Raw genomic sequence first — 16,041 nt, 5'->3', positions numbered from 1 at the left:
ATGGAGCAACCCGCAGAATTCCCCCAATCCGGCGTGACCGAATCGGTCGGCGCCCGTCTGAAGGCCGCGCGCGAGTCGCGCGGTCTGTCGCTTGGCGAGGTCGCCGACCGGCTCAAGCTGTCGCTCAAGCAGCTCGAGGCGATCGAGTCCGACCACTTCGAGGCGCTGCCGGGCGCCGCCTTCGTGCGCGGCTTCGTGCGCAACTACGCGCGCTACCTCGAACTGGACGTCGCGCCGCTGATGCAGGCGCTCGACGCGCACTTCCCGTCCAGCGTCAGGGAGGTGCCCAACCTCGCCCACCACGACGCCGCGGGCCCGTCGCTGGCGGCGCTCGACGACGAGGCGGCCGAACCGGGCGGCAGGAAGGGCTGGCTGCTGGCCGGCGCCGCCGTCGCCGTCGCCGCCGCGCTGGTGTTCTGGTTCAACCGCGGCGGGCCTGCCGAGGCGCCGGCTGGCGGTGAAACGCTGGCGCCGATGATGACCGAGGCCTCGGCCAACGCCGCGGCCGCGAGCGCGCCGGCGGCCGCGGCGGCGCCTGCGGCTCCGGTCGTTCCGGCGACGCCGGCCGCTTCGGCGCCGGCACCGGCCGCCACCGCCGCGCAGCCGGGCGCGGGCAGCCTGCGCGTGGTCGCCGCCGGCGACGCCTGGGTCGCGGTGCAGGACGCCGACGGCAAGCGGCTGATCTACGAAACGCTCAAGGGCGGCAACGAGAAAACGGTCAGCGGCAAGCCGCCGCTGAAGGTGCGCATCGGCAACGCGCCGCAGGTGCAGATCTATTACCAGGGCCAGCCGGTACCGCTGGCATCCAAGACCCGCGGCGCGACCGCGAGGCTCGAACTGAACTGATGTCTGATATGGATAGTGCTTCGATCGCGCGTCGACCCACCCGCACGGTGAAGGTCGGCCACGTGCTGATGGGGTCCGACGCGCCGGTGGTGGTGCAGTCGATGACCAATACCGACACCGCCGACGCGGCGGCCACCGCCGCGCAGGTCAAGGAGCTGGCCGACGCCGGCTCCGAGGTGGTGCGCATCACCGTCAACAGCCCCGAGGCGGCGGCCCGCGTCGCCGAGATCCGCCAGCGGCTCGACGACATGGGCTGCGGCGTACCGCTGGTCGGCGATTTCCACTTCAACGGCGAGCGCCTGCTGCGCGACTATCCGGACGCGGCGCGCGCGCTCGCCAAGTACCGCATCAACCCGGGCAACGTCGGCCGTGGCGCCAAGGGCGACGACAAGTTCGCCTTCATGATCCGCCAGGCGATCGAGCACGACAAACCGGTGCGCATCGGCGTCAACTGGGGCTCGCTCGACCAGTCGCTCGCGGCGCGCATGATGGACGCCAACGCCAAGCTGGCCAAGCCGCTGGCGCCCGACGCGGTGATGCGCGAGGCGCTGATCGTGTCGGCGCTCGAGAACGCCGACAAGGCGATGGAACTGGGCCTTGCGGCCGACAAGATCATCCTGTCGTGCAAGGTCAGCCACGTGCAGGACCTGATCAAGGTCTACCGCTCGCTGGCCAGCCGTTGCGACTTTCCGCTGCACCTCGGTCTGACCGAGGCCGGCATGGGTTCCAAGGGCATCGTCGCGTCGACCGCGGCGCTGTCGGTGCTGCTGCAGGAGGGCATCGGCGACACCATCCGCGTGTCGCTGACGCCGCAGCCGGGCGAGTCGCGCACCAAGGAGGTGGTCGTCGCGCAGGAAATCCTGCAGACCATGGGCTTGCGCAGCTTCACGCCTCTCGTGACCGCCTGCCCGGGCTGCGGCCGCACCACCAGCACCTTCTTCCAGGAACTGGCCGACGGCATCCAGAGCTACCTCAGGGAGCAGATGCCGGTATGGCGCCTGCGCTACCCCGGCGTCGAGGACATGAACGTCGCGGTGATGGGCTGCGTGGTGAACGGGCCGGGCGAATCCAAGCTCGCCGACATCGGCATTTCGCTGCCGGGTACCGGCGAGGTGCCGGTCGCGCCGGTCTACGTCGACGGCGAGAAGACGGTGACGCTCAAGGGCGACACCATCACCGCCGACTTCCTCGCCATCATCGACGACTACGTGCGCACCCGCTACGGCGAGGGTGGCGCCAAGCGCCGCGACGGCGCGGCGCGCACCATCCCGATCAGGCCGCTTTAGGCTCGGCCAACCTTCACGAATCCAGCAAAACCCGAACCAAGAAAGCAACATGGCGCAGAAAATCCAGGCCATCCGCGGCATGAACGACATCCTGCCCGGCCAGTCGCAGCAGTGGGAATACCTCGAGTCGCAAGTTCGGCGTCTGCTCGCCGACTACGGCTACCAGAACATCCGCACCCCGATCGTCGAAGACACGCGGCTGTTCGTGCGCTCGATCGGCGAGGCGACCGACATCGTCGAGAAGGAGATGTACACCTTCACCGACGCGCTCAATGGCGACAGCCTGACGCTGCGCCCCGAGGGCACCGCCGCCTGCCTGCGCGCGGTGATCGAGCACAACCTGCTGTATAACACCACGCAGCGGCTGTGGTACGCCGGCCCGATGTTCCGCCACGAGCGCCCGCAGAAGGGCCGCTACCGCCAGTTCCACCAGATCGGCATCGAGGCGCTCGGCTTCGCCGGCCCGGATATCGACGCCGAACTGATCGCGATGACCGCCGACCTGTGGCGCCGCCTCGGCCTTTCCGACAGCGTCAAGCTGCAGATCAACACGCTGGGCAACAAGGAAGAGCGCGCCGCGCACCGCGCCGAGCTGATCCGTTACCTGGAAGGCTTCCAGGACATCCTCGACGAGGACGGCAAGCGCCGCCTCTACACCAACCCGCTGCGCGTGCTCGACACCAAGAACCCGGCGCTGCAGGCAATGTGCGAGGGCGCGCCGCGCCTGATCGACTACCTGGGCGAAGCGTCGCTCAAGCATTACCAGGACTGGAAGGCGATGCTCGACGCGCTCGGCGTCGCCTACGAGGAGAATCCGCGCCTGGTGCGCGGCCTCGACTACTACAACCTGACCGTGTTCGAGTGGGTGACCACCGAGCTGGGCGCGCAAGGCACCGTGTGCGCCGGCGGCCGCTACGACGGCCTGATCGAGGAGCTCGGCGGCAAGGCCGCGCCGGCGGTCGGCCTCGCGATGGGCGTCGAGCGCCTGTTGCTGCTGTTGCAGGACAAGGGTCTGCTGCCGGAGGCGGCCGGCCCGGACGTCTACCTCGTCCAGCAGGGCGAGGGCGCGCCGCGCTACGCGCTGTTGCTGGCCGGCGCGCTGCGCGCGGCGGGCGTGTCGGTCGTCCAGCACTGCGGCGAGGCGAGCTTCAAGTCGCAGATGAAAAAAGCCGACGCCAGCGGCGCCATGTGCGCGGTGATCGTCGGCGAGAACGAGATCGCCGCCGGGCAGGCGGTGGTCAAGCCGCTGCGCGGCGCCGGTGAACAGGTGACGGTGGCGTTGGCCGAGGTCGCCGCCGCCGTCGCCCGTCTGAAAGCCTAAGGGGAACGCATGGCCTTCGATTTGGAAGAACAGGAACAGCTCGACGCGCTCAAGGCGTTCTGGTCGCGCTGGGGCAAGTGGCTGGCCGGCGCGCTGGGTCTCGCGGTCGCCGCCTACGTCGGCTATCAGGGCTGGCAGTACTACCAGAAGCAGCAGTCGCTCGCCGCCGCGGCGGTGTTCGAGCGCTTCGAGGCGACGCTCGCCAACGGCGACCTGAAGGCGGTCAAGGGCGCGCAGGCGACGTTGGCCGAGGCCTACCCGGGCAGCGCCTACGCGAGCCGCGCCGCGCTGCTGGCGGCGCGCGTCGCCTTCGACAAGGGCGACCTCGCCTACGCCAAGCAGCAGCTGACCTGGGTCGCCGAGCGCAGCGACGAGGACGCGCTCAGGGCGCTGGCGCGCTTGCGCCTGGCGGCGGTGCTGCTCGACGAGCAGCGCTACGACGCGGCGCTCGCCGAGCTTGCCCGCGAGCATCCGGCCAGCTTCGACGCGCTGTTCCTCGACCTGAAGGGCGACGTGCTCGCCGCGCGCGGCGACGCCAAGGGCGCGCGCGACGCTTATCAGGCCGCGCTCGCCAAGCTCGCCGGCGAGTCGCCGAACCGCCAGTTCATCCAGACCAAACTCGACGCCCTCGGAGCCTGACATGCGTGCATTCTTTCCGCGTCCGACCCTGATCGCCGCAGCGCTCGCCGTCGTCGCGCTCGGCGGCTGCGCCAGCTGGTTCGAGGGCAGCTCGGCCAACCCGCCGACGCCGCTGACCCGGCTCGAAGCCGGCCAGAAGGTCAACCTCGCGTGGTCGGCCAGGGTCGGCGAGGTCGCCGGCGGCGGCTTCATGCCCTTCTATCAGGGCGGCAACGTGCTGGCCGTCGCCGAGGACGGCCGCTTCAGCGAGTGGGAGGCAAGCAGCGGCCAGCGCGTGCGCGAATGGCGCATCAAGGACGGCATCGCCAGCGGCGTGTCGGCCAACGCCGAAACCGTGTTCGTCGGCAGTCGCGACGGCCGCCTGCTGGCGCTCGAGCGCGCCAGCGGCAAGCAGCGCTGGGCGGCGACGCTGACCAGCCTGCCGACCGAGGCGCCGCAACTGGCCGGCTCCGTGGTGATCGCGCGCACGAGCGACGGTCGCATCACCGGCTTCGACGCCAATGACGGCCGCCAGCTGTGGTCGAGCGCGCGTAGCCAGCCGCAGCTTCTGCTGCGCAACGCCGGTTCGATGCAGCTGGTCGGCGACGGGGCGCTCTTGGTCGGCCAGCCGGCCGGCCGCGTCGCGGTGCTGCGCCCGTCCACCGGCGACGTGCTGTGGGAGTCGACGCTGGCCGCGCCGCGCGGCGCGACCGAGATCGAGCGCGTCACCGACGTCGTCAGCCGCCCGGTGTTCGACGCCGGCCAGGTCTGCGCGGTCGCCTACCAGGGGCGCGTCGGTTGCCTCGACGCGCGCAGCGGTACGCTGATGTGGGCGCGCGAGCTGTCGTCGACGCGCGGTCTGACGCTCGACGAGCGCAACCTGTACGTGACCGCCGACGACGGCAGCGTGCAGGCCTACGACCGCGCCACCGGCCGCAACCTGTGGCAGCAGGCCGGCCTCAAGTACCGCGACGTGTCGGGTCCGGCCCGTCTCGGTCCCTATCTTCTGGTCGCCGACGGCGAGGGCTACGTGCACCTCTTGTCGCGCGACGACGGGCGGCTCGCCGGTCGCCTCAAGGGCGACTTCGCCAGCGCGGTCGAACTGATCTCGCTGCCGGACGGCGTGCTGTTGCTCGGCCGCAATGGCCGCGTCGCCCGCATCACTCTGGGATGATTTTGCAGGAATGAAAGCTACCGTAGCCCTGGTCGGGCGGCCCAACGTGGGCAAGTCGACCCTGTTCAACCGGCTGACCCGCACGCGCGACGCGTTGGTGGCGGACCTGCCGGGCCTGACCCGCGACCGCCACTACGGCATCGGCCGTGTCGGCAGCAAGCCCTACCTCGTGGTCGACACCGGCGGTTTCGAGCCGGTGGTCGACGAAGGCATCCTGTTCGAAATGGCGCGCCAGACCTTGCAGGCCGTCGACGAGGCCGACGCGGTCGTGTTCCTGGTCGACGGCCGCAACGGCCTGACGCCGCAGGACAAGATCATCGCCAACCGCTTGCGCCAGAGCGACCGTCCGGTCTATCTCGCGGTCAACAAGGCCGAGGGCATGAACCGCGCGATCGCCGCGTCGGAATTCCACGAGCTCGGCCTCGGCGACCCCCTGGTGATCTCCGCCGCGCACGGCGACGGCGTGCGCGAGCTGATGGAAATGGTGCTCGAGCCCTTCCCCGAGGCGGAGGAGGAGGAAAACCTCAGGCATCCGAAGTTCGCGGTGATCGGCCGGCCTAACGTCGGCAAGTCGACGCTGGTCAACGCGGTGCTCGGCGAGGAGCGCGTGATCGCCTTCGACCAGGCCGGTACGACGCGCGACAGCATATACATCGACTTCGAGCGCGAGGGCAAACCGTACACCATCATCGACACCGCCGGCGTGCGCCGCCGCGGCAAGGTCAACGAGGCGATCGAGAAGTTCTCGGTGATCAAGACGATGAAGGCGATCGAGGACGCCAACGTCGCCGTGCTGGTGCTCGACGCCCAGCTCGACATCTCCGAGCAGGACGCGACCATCGCCGGCTTCGCGCTGGAGGCCGGTCGCGCGCTGGTCGTCGCGGTCAACAAGTGGGACAACCTCGACAACGAGCACAAGGACAACATCAAGCGCGAGATCGCGCGCAAGCTCGGCTTCCTTGAATTCGCGAAGTTCCACTACATCTCTGCGCTGCAGGGCAAGGGGGTGGGCGAGCTGTTCAAGTCGATCGACGAGGCTTATCAGGCCGCGATGGCGAAGCTGGCGACGCCGAAGCTGACCCGCGTGCTGGAGGTGGCGCTTGAGCGCCAGCAGCCGCCGCGCGCCGGTCTGGTCCGCCCCAAGCTGCGCTACGCGCACCAGGGCGGCATGAATCCGCCGATCATCGTGATCCACGGCAACGCGCTCGACGCGGTGCCCGACAGTTATACACGCTACCTGGAACATACCTTCCGAAAAGCGTTCAAACTGCAGGGGACGCCGTTGCGGGTGCAATACAAGTCGAGCGACAACCCCTTCGTCGACAAGGACGCCTCGGCCAACCCCAAGGCGCGCGTCAAGGCCAAGGAAATGCCGCGGCACGCGCTGCGCGGGCGTTCGCACCGCGAAACGCCGCGCTTTGGCAAGGCAAAGACCGGCAAGAAATAGTACGTTGGGTTTTTTTCTGCTACAAATAGCCTTGTGAGCCGAAAGACCCTGCAGACTGAGCCATTACAACAAATCAACGATTCGGAGAATCACGCATGAGCGCCAAAGGGCAAATGTTACAAGACCCGTTCCTCAACACGTTGCGCAAGGAACACGTGCCGGTGTCCATCTATCTGGTCAACGGCATCAAGCTGCAGGGCCAGATCGAGTCTTTCGACCAGTACGTGGTGCTGTTGAAGAACACCGTCACCCAGATGGTGTACAAGCACGCGATCTCGACCGTGGTGCCGGCCCGCCCGGTCAGCATCCAGCACGAGCACGGTGCGAACCACAAGCAGGAATCGCAGGAAGGTTGATCCCGACCGACCGTGCATCGGGCCGGCCGCACCGGGCATCGCGCCCCGGGCGGCCGGTTTTCATGTCTACCGCATGAGTGAATAGCTATTGTTTGATCGTCCCGATATCGGCGATAAAGCCGTACTGGTCTGCCTGGACTTCGGCGAGCCGGACTACGCCGACGGCGTCGCCGAGTGCGTCGACCTGGTCAAGAGTTCCGGCGTCGAGGTGCTCGACGTGGTCGAGGCCAGGCGCAGCCGCCCCGACGCCGCGCTGTTCGCCGGCAAGGGCAAGGTCGAGGAAATCGCCGCGCTGGTGAAGATGCACTCGGCCAACGTGGTGATCTTCAACCACAGCCTGTCGCCGGCACAGGAGCGCAACCTCGAACGCGCGATCCAGTGCCGCGTCGTCGACCGCGTCAGCCTGATCCTCGACATCTTCGCGCAGCGCGCGCGCAGCCACGAGGGCAAGTTGCAGGTCGAACTGGCGCAGCTGAACCACCTCGCTACGCGCCTGGTGCGCGGCTGGACCCACCTCGAACGCCAGAAGGGCGGCATCGGCCTTCGTGGCCCCGGCGAGACGCAGCTGGAGACCGACCGCCGGCTGCTCGGCAAGCGCGTCAAGCTGCTCAAGGACCGGCTCGAGGCGGTGGGGCGCCAGCGCAAGACGCAGCGGCGCGGCCGCGAGCGCAACGGCGTCTACTCGGTGTCCATCGTCGGCTACACCAACGCCGGCAAGTCGACGCTGTTCAACAGCCTGACCAAGGCGCGCGCCTACGCCGCCGACCAGCTGTTCGCGACGCTCGACACCACCAGCCGCCGGCTGTACCTGAACGAGAACGTATCGCTGGTGGTGTCCGACACCGTCGGCTTCATCCGCGACCTGCCGCACACGCTGGTCGCCGCCTTCCGCGCCACGCTCGAGGAAACGATCGAGGCCGATCTGTTGCTGCACGTGGTCGACTCGGCCAACGAGGCGCGCGACAAGCAGATCGAGGAGGTCGACAAGGTGTTGGCCGAGATCGGCGCCGACGACATTCCACAGCTCATCGTCTGGAATAAGACCGACCTGAAAGGCCTGCCACCTGGCATGGAGCGCGATGAACTGGGGCGGCTCGTCGCGGTCAGAGTGTCTGCCCTGACGGGCGAGGGGCTCGACCTCTTGCGCGCGGCGCTGATCGAGCGCGTGACGGGCGAGTCGCCAGAATCCGGAAACGACGAACAGGAAAACGATGTCACAGCATGACCCGAACCGGGGCCGACGCGATGGCCCACCCGATCTCGACGAGCTGTTCCGCCAGCTCAACCAGAAGCTGGCAAGGCTGCTGGGCGCCAAGCCGCCGCAGGGCGGCAACACGCCCGAACCCGCGCCGGGCCTCGCGCTCAAGGGCAGCTTGCTGGCCGCAGGCGGCGTCGCGCTCGCGTTGTGGCTGGTCAGCGGCTTCTACGTGGTCGACGCGCGCGAGCAGGGCGTGGTGCTGCGGCTGGGCAGCTTCAACCGTCTGAGCGACTCCGGCTTGCACTGGCACTTTCCGGCGCCGTTCGAGCGCGCCGAGATCGTCAACCTGACCGAGGTGCGCAGCGTCGAGATCGGCTACCGCGGCAGCGCGCAGAACCGCGTGCCGGAGGAGTCGCTGATGCTGACCGAGGACCAGAACATCATCGACGTGCAGCTGTCGGTGCAGTACGACGTGAAGGACGCGCGCGCCTTCCTGTTCAACAACCTGGCACAGGACGCGGACGCCAAGGACATCGTCAAGCAGGCCGGCGAGACCGCGATCCGCGAGGTGGTCGGCAAGAGTCTGGTCGACTTCGTACTCAACGAGGGCCGCGCGCAGATCGCCGTCGACACGCAGAAGGGCATGCAGGACATCCTCGACCGTTACGGCCTCGGCGTGCGCATCGCCAAGGTCAACATCAACGACGTACAGCCGCCGGCGCCGGTGCAGGCGGCCTTCGAGGACGCGATCAAGGCCGGCCAGGACAAGGACAGGCTGAAAAACGAGGGCCTGGCCTACGCCAACGACGTGATCCCGAAGGCCAAGGGCATGGCGTCGCGCCTGATCGCCGAGGCCGAAGGCTACCGCGAGCGCATGGTGTCGACCGCCGAGGGTGACTCGGCGCGCTTCCGCCAGTTGTTGCCCGAATACAACAAGGCTCCGGCCGTGACACGCAACCGACTCTATTTCGAAATGATGCAGCAGGTCATCGGCAATACCAGCAAGATCGTCATCGACAGCAAGTCGGGCAGCGGCAAGCTGCTCTATCTGCCGCTGAACCAGTTGCTCGAAGCCGGCAAGGCCGGCGCAACGCCGCCCGGCACGGCGTCTGCCAAGGCGGCGCCACCGGAGTTGCCCGCCGAGGCCGCGCCTTCCGAGGGGCGTTCCGGGCGCGACAGCACGCGCGGCCGCGAACTGGGGGGGCGCTGACATGGACAAGCTGATTCCCGTTGCCGTCGCCGTCGTCCTCGCGCTGTTCGTGAGCAGTCTGGCGCTGTTCACCGTCGACCAGCGCCAGTTCGCGCTGGTGTTCCAGTTCGGCGAGGTGGTGCGCGTCATCAAGGAGCCCGGCATCCAGTTCAAGATCCCGCTGGTGCAGAACGTGCGCTATTTCGACCGCCGCATCCTGACCATCGACGCCGAGACGCCGGAGCTGTTCAACACGCGCGAGAAGAAGAACGTGCTGGTCGACAGCTTCGTCAAATGGCGCGTGATCGACGTCGAACAGTTCTACAAGAGCGTCGGCGGCAACGAGGCCGCCGCGGTGGCGCGCCTCAGGCAGACCATCAACGACGGCCTCAGGGCGGAGTTCGGCCAGAAGACCGTCGCCGACGTGATTTCCGGGCAGCGCGACAAGGTGATGGAGGTCGTCAGGCGCCGCGCCGACGCCGACGCGCGCAAGATCGGCGTGCAAATTTTGGATGTGCGCTTAAAGCGCGTCGATTTTCCGGATAGAATCAGCTCTTCGGTCTACGACCGCATGCAGTCCGAGCGCCGCACGGTGGCCAACCAGCTGCGCAGCGAGGGGGCAGCCGAGGCCGAACGCATCCGCGCCGACGCCGACCGCCAGCGCGAGGTGATCCTCGCCGACGCCTATCGCCAGGCCCAGGCCATCAAGGGCGAGGGCGACGCGAAGGCGGCCGCCATCTATACCGAGGCGCTGGGCAAGAACCCCGAGTTCTACGCCTTCTGGCGCAGCATGGAGGCCTACAAGCAGTCGTTCAAGGACAAGAGCGACGTGCTGGTGCTGGAGCCGAATTCGGCCTTCTTCCGCTACTTCCAGAACCCGCAGGGCGGGGAGCGGACCAAGTAGCGCGAAGCGGGTACAATATCCGATCGTGCGGCCCCGTGCCGGGGCGCACTTAAAACGCAGGCGGGGACCTCCCCGCCTGTTTCATGTGAAAGAAACGACGACACGCCATGCGCAACTGGCTGTTACCCGAACATATCGCCGACATCCTGCCCGCCACCGCGCGCCAGGTGGAGTCGGCCAAGGCCGCGATGCTCGACCTGTTCCGCAGCGCCGGCTACGAGCTCGTCTCGCCACCGCTGATCGAATACGCCGACTCGCTGATCAGCGAGGGCGACGACGCGCTCGATTTGAAAACCTTCAAGCTGGTCGACCAGCTGTCCGGCCGCCAGTTGGGCCTGAGGGCGGACATCACGCCGCAGGTGGCGCGCATCGACGCCCATCTCCTGTCCGGCCGCCAGGGCGTCACCCGCCTGTGCTACGCCGGCAGCGTCGTGCACGCGCTGCCGTCGGGGTTGATGAGCTCGCGCGAGCCGTTGCAGGTCGGCGCCGAACTGTACGGCTACGCCGGCATCGAGGCCGACGAGGAAATCATCGCGCTGATGCTCGAGGTGCTCAGCCAGGCCGGCGTCGCCGGCCTGCGGCTCGACCTCGGTCACGTCGGCATCTTCCGCGCGCTGGCCGCGGCGGCCGGCCTGTCGCACAAGGCGACGCGCGAACTGTTTCTCGCGCTGCAGGGCAAGGACGTCGGCACCGTCAACGAGCTGGCCGGCCGTCTGGCCGAGCCGTGGCGCGCCGCGGTGCTGGCGCTGCCGGAACTGTATGGCCCGGCCGACGTGCTCGCGCGCGCGCGCGCCGTGCTGCCGCCGCTGCCCGAGATCGACGCGGCGCTCGACCAGCTCGCCGCACTCGGCGACGCGCTCAAGGGCCAGGCCGAGATCGGTTTCGACCTTGCCGAACTGCGCGGCGACGACTACCACACCGGTCTCGTCTACGCCGCCTACGCGCCGGGCTGGTCCGAGGCGCTGGCGCGCGGCGGCCGCTACGACAACGTCGGCGAACGCTTCGGCCGCGCGCGACCGGCCACCGGCTTCTCGCTCGACCTGCGCGACCTGATCCGCATCCTGCCCGAGCGCGACAGCGTGCGCGGCATCCGCGTCGCCGCGGCGCAGCTGCCGGCGGCCAAGGCTGAAATCGCCCGGCTGCGCGCCGCCGGCGAAGTCGTGCTGATCGACTACCTGGGCGAATCCGCCGAGGCCCTGTATTGCGATCGCGAACTCATCCCGGCCGCTTCCGGCTGGCAGGTGGTTCCGTTCAATTGAACCGGTATCTGACGTAAAGAGGTTGTTTTCCCATGTCCAAGAACGTTGTCGTGATCGGCACCCAGTGGGGTGACGAAGGTAAGGGCAAGATCGTTGACTGGCTCACCGATCACGCCAAGGGGGTGGTCCGCTTCCAGGGCGGCCACAACGCCGGCCACACCCTGTGGGTGAACGGCAAGAAAACCGTGCTGCGTCTGATTCCGTCCGGCATCCTGCGCGACGGCGTCGCCTGCTTCATCGGCAACGGCGTGGTGCTGTCGCCCGAGGCGCTGCTGAAGGAAATCGACGAGCTCGACGAAGCCGGCGTGACCGTGGTCGGTCGCCTGACCATCGCGCAGACCTGCCCGCTGATCCTGCCGTACCACGTCGCGCTCGACCAGGCGCGCGAGGCGGCCAAGGGCGCCGGCAAGATCGGCACCACCGGCCGCGGCATCGGCCCGGCCTACGAGGACAAGGTCGCCCGCCGCGCGCTGCGCGTGATCGACCTGTTCGACGCCGAGCGCTTCGCCGCCAAGCTGAAGGAAAACGTCGACTACTACAACTTCCAGCTGACCCAGTACTTCAAGGCCGAGCCGGTGAACTTCGACGAGATCCTCGCGACCACCATGAAGTTGGCCGAGCGCATCAAGCCGATGGTCGGCGACGTGTCGCGCACGCTGTACGAGCTGAACAAGAAGGGCGACAAGCTCTTGTTCGAAGGCGCGCAGGGCACCCTGCTCGACATCGACCACGGCACCTACCCGTTCGTGACCTCGTCCAACTGCGTGGCCGGCGCGGCCGCGCCGGGCGCCGGCGTGGCGCCGCAGATGCTGAACTACGTGCTCGGCATCGTGAAGGGCTACACCACCCGCGTCGGCTCGGGCCCGTTCCCGACCGAGCAGGAAAACGACGTCGGTGCCTTCCTCGCCAAGCGCGGCAACGAGTTCGGCTCGGTGACCGGCCGTCCGCGTCGCTGCGGCTGGTTCGACGCCGCCGCGCTCAAGCGCTCGATCCAGATCAACGGCGTGTCCGGCCTGTGCGTGACCAAGCTCGACGTGATGGACGGCATGGACGAGATCAAGCTGTGCGTCGGCTACACGCTGAACGGCGAGACCGTCGACATCCTGCCGTTCGGCTCGGAAGCCGTCGCCCAGTGCGAGCCGGTCTACGAAACGCTGCCGGGCTGGAGCGAGAGCACCGCCGGCGTGAAGAAGTACGAAGACCTGCCGGAAGCCGCACGCGCCTACCTCAAGCGCATCGAGGAAGTGTGCGAAGCGCCGGTCGACATCATCTCGACCGGTCCGGACCGCGAAGAGACCATCGTGCTGCGCCATCCGTTCGGCCTGTAAGTCTTCAAGGTTGGCCGAGCGATCGGTCCGCGATGAAAGCCGCCCCGTCGAGGGCGGCTTTTTTGTGGGCTGTCGTTGCCGGATGGCTGCGAGGGATGGCAGATCGCCGGATCGGAACGATGGGCGGGCGCTCGCACCGTTTTGATGCGGCAGCGGGTGCGCGGGTGGGGTGGAATGAAAAAAAGCCGTTCTCGAAAGAGAACGGCTTTTTCAAGTGGTGCCCAGGAGAAGACTCGAACTTCCACAGTGTTGCCACCGCTAGGACCTGAACCTAGTGCGTCTACCAATTCCGCCACCTGGGCATGAAACTCTTAATTGTCTGTGCTGCCCGCATCGGTCATGATCAACCGATCCGTTTGAAACCTTGGTGCCCAGGAGAAGACTCGAACTTCCACAGTGTTGCCACCGCTAGGACCTGAACCTAGTGCGTCTACCAATTCCGCCACCTGGGCATGTACTTAAATTGTCTCTGCTACTGTACTACTAGAATCTGTCGATGATAACCAACAGATTCATTTGAATTCTTGGTGCCCAGGAGAAGACTCGAACTTCCACAGTGTTGCCACCGCTAGGACCTGAACCTAGTGCGTCTACCAATTCCGCCACCTGGGCATCGGTTTGCTGTATGATTCGTTGAAATCAGCGCAGCGCCGATGAGCTGTGCATTATAGGCCCCTATTTGAGGATGTCAATGGCCCCCAAGCAAAAAAAACAAAAAGAACTATCCCTGCGCGAGCGGGATCCTTATCTTGAGCGTGAAAAAACCAAATACGAGCATCCCCTGCCGAGCCGCGAGTACATGCTGACGCTGCTTGCCGAGCAGGGTGTGCCGAGCGAGGCGGCCGAATTGGCCGCGCTGCTCGATATCCAGCCGCAGGAAATGCCCTTCTTCGAACGCCGCCTCGCCGCGATGGCGCGCGACGGCGAGGTGCTGATCAACCGCAAGGGCGCGATCTGCGTCGCCGCGAAGGTCGAACTGGTCAAATGCCGTGTCGTCGGCCATCGCGACGGCTTCGGTTTCGCCGTGCCGGAAGACGGCGAGGGTAGCGACCTGTTCCTGCCCGAGCGCGAGATGCACAAAGTGATGCACGGTGACGTCGTGATGGTGCGTCCGGCCGGCACCGACCGCCGCGGTCGCCGCGAGGGGCGCGTGGTCGAGGTGCTCGAGCGCGCGGTGCAGAAACTGGTCGCGCGCATCTACGAGGAGCGCGGCGTGTGGTTTGCCCGTCCCGAGGAGCGCCGCATCAATCAGGACATCCTGATCGAGCCGGGCGGCGAGAACGGCGCCCGCCACGGCCAGGTGGTGATGCTCGAGATCGTCGAGCAGCCGGGCGACTACCGTCAGGCGATCGGTCGCGTCACCGAGGTGATCGGCGACTACGCCGACCCGGGCATGGAGATCGAGATCGCGCTCAGGAAGCACGACCTGCCGCACCAGTTCCCGGACGAAGTGCAGAAGCTCGCCAAGAAGATTCCGCAGAAGGTGCGCAAGAAGGACATCAAGGGCCGCGTTGATCTGCGCGACCTGCCGCTGGTGACCATCGATGGCGAAACGGCGCGCGACTTCGACGACGCGGTCTACGCCGAGAAGTCCGGCAAGGGCTTCCGCCTGGTGGTCGCGATCGCCGATGTCAGCCACTACGTGCAGCCGGGCGACGCGCTCGACGTCGAGGCGCTCGCGCGCGGCAATTCGGTCTACTTCCCGCGTCGCGTGATTCCGATGCTGCCCGAGGCGCTGTCCAACGGCATCTGTTCGCTGAATCCCGACGTCGAGCGCCTGTGCATGGTCTGCGACATGCAGATCGGTGCCAAGGGCCAGATCAAGCGCTACGCTTTCTACGAGGCGGTGATGCACTCGAAGGCACGCCTGACCTACAACCAGGTCTGGGATTGGCTGCAGAACGGCAGCGATCATCCGCTGCTGCCGCAGATCCAGACGCTGTACGCGCTGTTCAAGCTGCTGCACGCGACGCGCGCGGTGCGCGGCGCGATCGAATTCGACACCGTCGAGACGCAGATGATCTTCAACGACGCCGGCAAGATCGAGAAGATCGTGCCGGTGGTGCGCAACGACGCGCACCGCCTGATCGAGGAGTGCATGCTGGCGGCCAACGTCTGCTCGGCGAAGTTCCTCGAGAAGAACAAGCACAAGGCGCTCTACCGCATCCACGAGGGTCCGACGCCGGAGAAACTCGACAACCTGCGCAAGGCGTTGCGCCTGCTCGGCCTGACGCTGGAGGGCGGCGAAAAGCCGACCACCAAGGACTACGCGGCGCTGGCGTCCCAGCTCGAGAATCGTCCCGATGCCGCGATGGTGCAGACCATGCTGCTGCGCTCGATGCAGCAGGCGGTCTACAGCCCGGACAACGTCGGTCACTTCGGTCTCGCCTACGAGGCCTACACCCACTTCACCTCGCCGATTCGCCGCTACCCCGACCTGCTGGTCCACCGCGCGATCAAGGCGGTGCTCAAGGGCGAAACCTACAAGCCGGGCAAGTGGGCCAAGCTCGGCGTGCATTGCTCGATGACCGAGCGGCGCGCCGACGACGCCAGCCGCGACGTCGAGTCGTGGCTCAAGACCTACTACATGCGCGACAAAGTCGGCGAGGTGTTCAGCGGCAAGATCAGCGCGGTGACCAGCTTCGGCGTGTTCGTGCTGCTCGACGACCTGTACGTCGAAGGGCTGGTGCACATCTCCGAGCTCGGCAAGGACTACTTCCACTACAAGCAGGAGATGCAGGCCATCGTCGGCGAGAAGAGCGGCATGCGCTATCAGTTGGGGGACGCGATGACGGTGCGCGTCGCGCGCGTCGATCTCGACGCGACCCAGGTCGATTTCGTGTTGTTCAAGGATGAAGAAGTCGCAGACAAGAAGCCGCGCAGCCGCAGTCGCAAGACGGCGAAGCCGGCGGCCCCGGCCGCCTCCGCCGAGCCGGCGGAGAAACCGGCGGGCAAGACGGCTGCGAAGCCGGCTGGCGACCGTCCACCGCGTCGCCGGCGTTGATCGCGCCATAGAGTAGAGGTTGGCCGAGCTCGGCCAACCTGCTTCGTCTTTCCGCAAGGGCCGCGTCAGCGGCCCTTTTGCATGGGTGGCGGTCGTCGGTCGGTTGCCGGG

Annotated in this window: 13 protein-coding genes and 3 tRNA genes; 13 read left to right on the top strand and 3 right to left on the bottom strand. The window is 67.2% G+C overall.

Annotated features, from left to right (window positions below; genetic code table 11):
* The 12 genes from EV683_RS10795 to EV683_RS10740 all read left to right on the top strand — a co-directional run bounded on the left by EV683_RS10795 (position 1) and on the right by EV683_RS10740 (position 12,926).
* On the top strand, positions 1-846 hold the full coding sequence (locus tag EV683_RS10795) for a RodZ domain-containing protein (protein ID WP_066611430.1): 846 nt from the start codon (positions 1-3) through the stop codon (positions 844-846).
* Positions 847-854: 8 nt separating this feature from the next.
* Positions 855-2,132 carry a flavodoxin-dependent (E)-4-hydroxy-3-methylbut-2-enyl-diphosphate synthase gene (ispG, locus tag EV683_RS10790; RefSeq protein WP_131862791.1) on the top strand — a complete coding sequence of 426 codons (1,278 nt, stop codon included), beginning with the start codon at positions 855-857 and terminating at the stop codon, positions 2,130-2,132.
* A 49-nt stretch (positions 2,133-2,181) separates the two neighbouring features.
* Positions 2,182-3,453, top strand: coding sequence for a histidine--tRNA ligase (gene hisS / locus EV683_RS10785; protein WP_131862790.1), 1,272 nt, complete (start codon positions 2,182-2,184; stop codon positions 3,451-3,453).
* Between the two features lie 9 nt (positions 3,454-3,462).
* Complete coding sequence (locus EV683_RS10780; protein WP_131862789.1) at positions 3,463-4,092, top strand: YfgM family protein; 630 nt, start codon at positions 3,463-3,465, stop codon at positions 4,090-4,092.
* Between the two features lies 1 nt (position 4,093).
* Positions 4,094-5,245, top strand: coding sequence for an outer membrane protein assembly factor BamB (gene bamB / locus EV683_RS10775; RefSeq protein WP_131862788.1), 1,152 nt, complete (start codon positions 4,094-4,096; stop codon positions 5,243-5,245).
* Positions 5,246-5,255: 10 nt separating this feature from the next.
* Positions 5,256-6,692 (top strand): ribosome biogenesis GTPase Der, encoded by a 1,437-nt coding sequence (der, locus tag EV683_RS10770; RefSeq protein ID WP_131862787.1) that lies wholly within the window; start codon positions 5,256-5,258, stop codon positions 6,690-6,692.
* A gap of 95 nt (positions 6,693-6,787) precedes the next feature.
* Positions 6,788-7,048, top strand: a complete 261-nt coding sequence (hfq, locus tag EV683_RS10765) for an RNA chaperone Hfq (protein WP_066611418.1) — start codon at positions 6,788-6,790, stop codon at positions 7,046-7,048.
* Positions 7,049-7,136: 88 nt separating this feature from the next.
* The gene (hflX, locus tag EV683_RS10760; protein WP_131862786.1) at positions 7,137-8,273 is read left to right on the top strand and encodes a ribosome rescue GTPase HflX; all 1,137 of its coding nucleotides are present in this window, start codon (positions 7,137-7,139) and stop codon (positions 8,271-8,273) included.
* Complete coding sequence (hflK, locus tag EV683_RS10755; RefSeq protein WP_131862785.1) at positions 8,260-9,456, top strand: FtsH protease activity modulator HflK; 1,197 nt, start codon at positions 8,260-8,262, stop codon at positions 9,454-9,456. The genes hflX and hflK overlap by 14 nt, the downstream gene beginning before the upstream one ends.
* Position 9,457: 1 nt before the next feature.
* A complete protein-coding gene (gene hflC / locus EV683_RS10750) occupies positions 9,458-10,339 on the top strand; it encodes a protease modulator HflC (protein ID WP_066611411.1) in 882 nt (293 codons plus the stop codon).
* Positions 10,340-10,446: 107 nt separating this feature from the next.
* Positions 10,447-11,598: an ATP phosphoribosyltransferase regulatory subunit gene (locus EV683_RS10745; RefSeq protein WP_131862784.1), complete on the top strand. Its 1,152-nt coding sequence runs from the start codon at positions 10,447-10,449 to the stop codon at positions 11,596-11,598.
* 32 nt (positions 11,599-11,630) lie between these two features.
* A complete protein-coding gene (locus tag EV683_RS10740) occupies positions 11,631-12,926 on the top strand; it encodes an adenylosuccinate synthase (RefSeq protein WP_131862783.1) in 1,296 nt (431 codons plus the stop codon).
* Between the two features lie 215 nt (positions 12,927-13,141).
* Here the strand turns inward: EV683_RS10740 and EV683_RS10735 are convergent.
* From EV683_RS10735 to EV683_RS10725, 3 genes are all read right to left on the bottom strand, one after another.
* Positions 13,142-13,228, bottom strand: a tRNA-Leu gene (locus EV683_RS10735).
* 63 nt (positions 13,229-13,291) lie between these two features.
* Positions 13,292-13,378 (bottom strand) — tRNA-Leu (locus tag EV683_RS10730).
* A gap of 73 nt (positions 13,379-13,451) precedes the next feature.
* Positions 13,452-13,538, bottom strand: a tRNA-Leu gene (locus EV683_RS10725).
* Between the two features lie 73 nt (positions 13,539-13,611).
* Here EV683_RS10725 and rnr point away from each other — a divergent pair.
* On the top strand, positions 13,612-15,930 hold the full coding sequence (rnr, locus tag EV683_RS10720; protein WP_424948507.1) for a ribonuclease R: 2,319 nt from the start codon (positions 13,612-13,614) through the stop codon (positions 15,928-15,930).
* Positions 15,931-16,041: the final 111 nt, after the last annotated feature.

The organism is Crenobacter luteus, from assembly GCF_004345725.1.
Classification (GTDB): domain Bacteria; phylum Pseudomonadota; class Gammaproteobacteria; order Burkholderiales; family Chromobacteriaceae; genus Crenobacter; species Crenobacter luteus.
Note: the sequence above shows the minus strand (reverse complement) of the source record. Positions and strands in the feature narration are given on the sequence as shown.

What these genes read in the sequence shown, in the direction of transcription:
- EV683_RS10780 (WP_131862789.1), top strand. Translation starts at nt 3,463, where the DNA reads ATGGCCTTCGATTTGGAAGAACAGGAACAGCTCGACGCGCTCAAGGCG.
- hisS (WP_131862790.1), top strand. Translation starts at nt 2,182, where the DNA reads ATGGCGCAGAAAATCCAGGCCATCCGCGGCATGAACGACATCCTGCCC.
- hfq (WP_066611418.1), top strand. Translation starts at nt 6,788, where the DNA reads ATGAGCGCCAAAGGGCAAATGTTACAAGACCCGTTCCTCAACACGTTG.
- EV683_RS10795 (WP_066611430.1), top strand. Translation starts at nt 1, where the DNA reads ATGGAGCAACCCGCAGAATTCCCCCAATCCGGCGTGACCGAATCGGTC.
- hflC (WP_066611411.1), top strand. Translation starts at nt 9,458, where the DNA reads ATGGACAAGCTGATTCCCGTTGCCGTCGCCGTCGTCCTCGCGCTGTTC.
- hflK (WP_131862785.1), top strand. Translation starts at nt 8,260, where the DNA reads ATGTCACAGCATGACCCGAACCGGGGCCGACGCGATGGCCCACCCGAT.
- rnr (WP_424948507.1), top strand. Translation starts at nt 13,612, where the DNA reads ATGTCAATGGCCCCCAAGCAAAAAAAACAAAAAGAACTATCCCTGCGC.
- der (WP_131862787.1), top strand. Translation starts at nt 5,256, where the DNA reads ATGAAAGCTACCGTAGCCCTGGTCGGGCGGCCCAACGTGGGCAAGTCG.
- EV683_RS10745 (WP_131862784.1), top strand. Translation starts at nt 10,447, where the DNA reads ATGCGCAACTGGCTGTTACCCGAACATATCGCCGACATCCTGCCCGCC.
- EV683_RS10740 (WP_131862783.1), top strand. Translation starts at nt 11,631, where the DNA reads ATGTCCAAGAACGTTGTCGTGATCGGCACCCAGTGGGGTGACGAAGGT.
- bamB (WP_131862788.1), top strand. Translation starts at nt 4,094, where the DNA reads ATGCGTGCATTCTTTCCGCGTCCGACCCTGATCGCCGCAGCGCTCGCC.
- ispG (WP_131862791.1), top strand. Translation starts at nt 855, where the DNA reads ATGGATAGTGCTTCGATCGCGCGTCGACCCACCCGCACGGTGAAGGTC.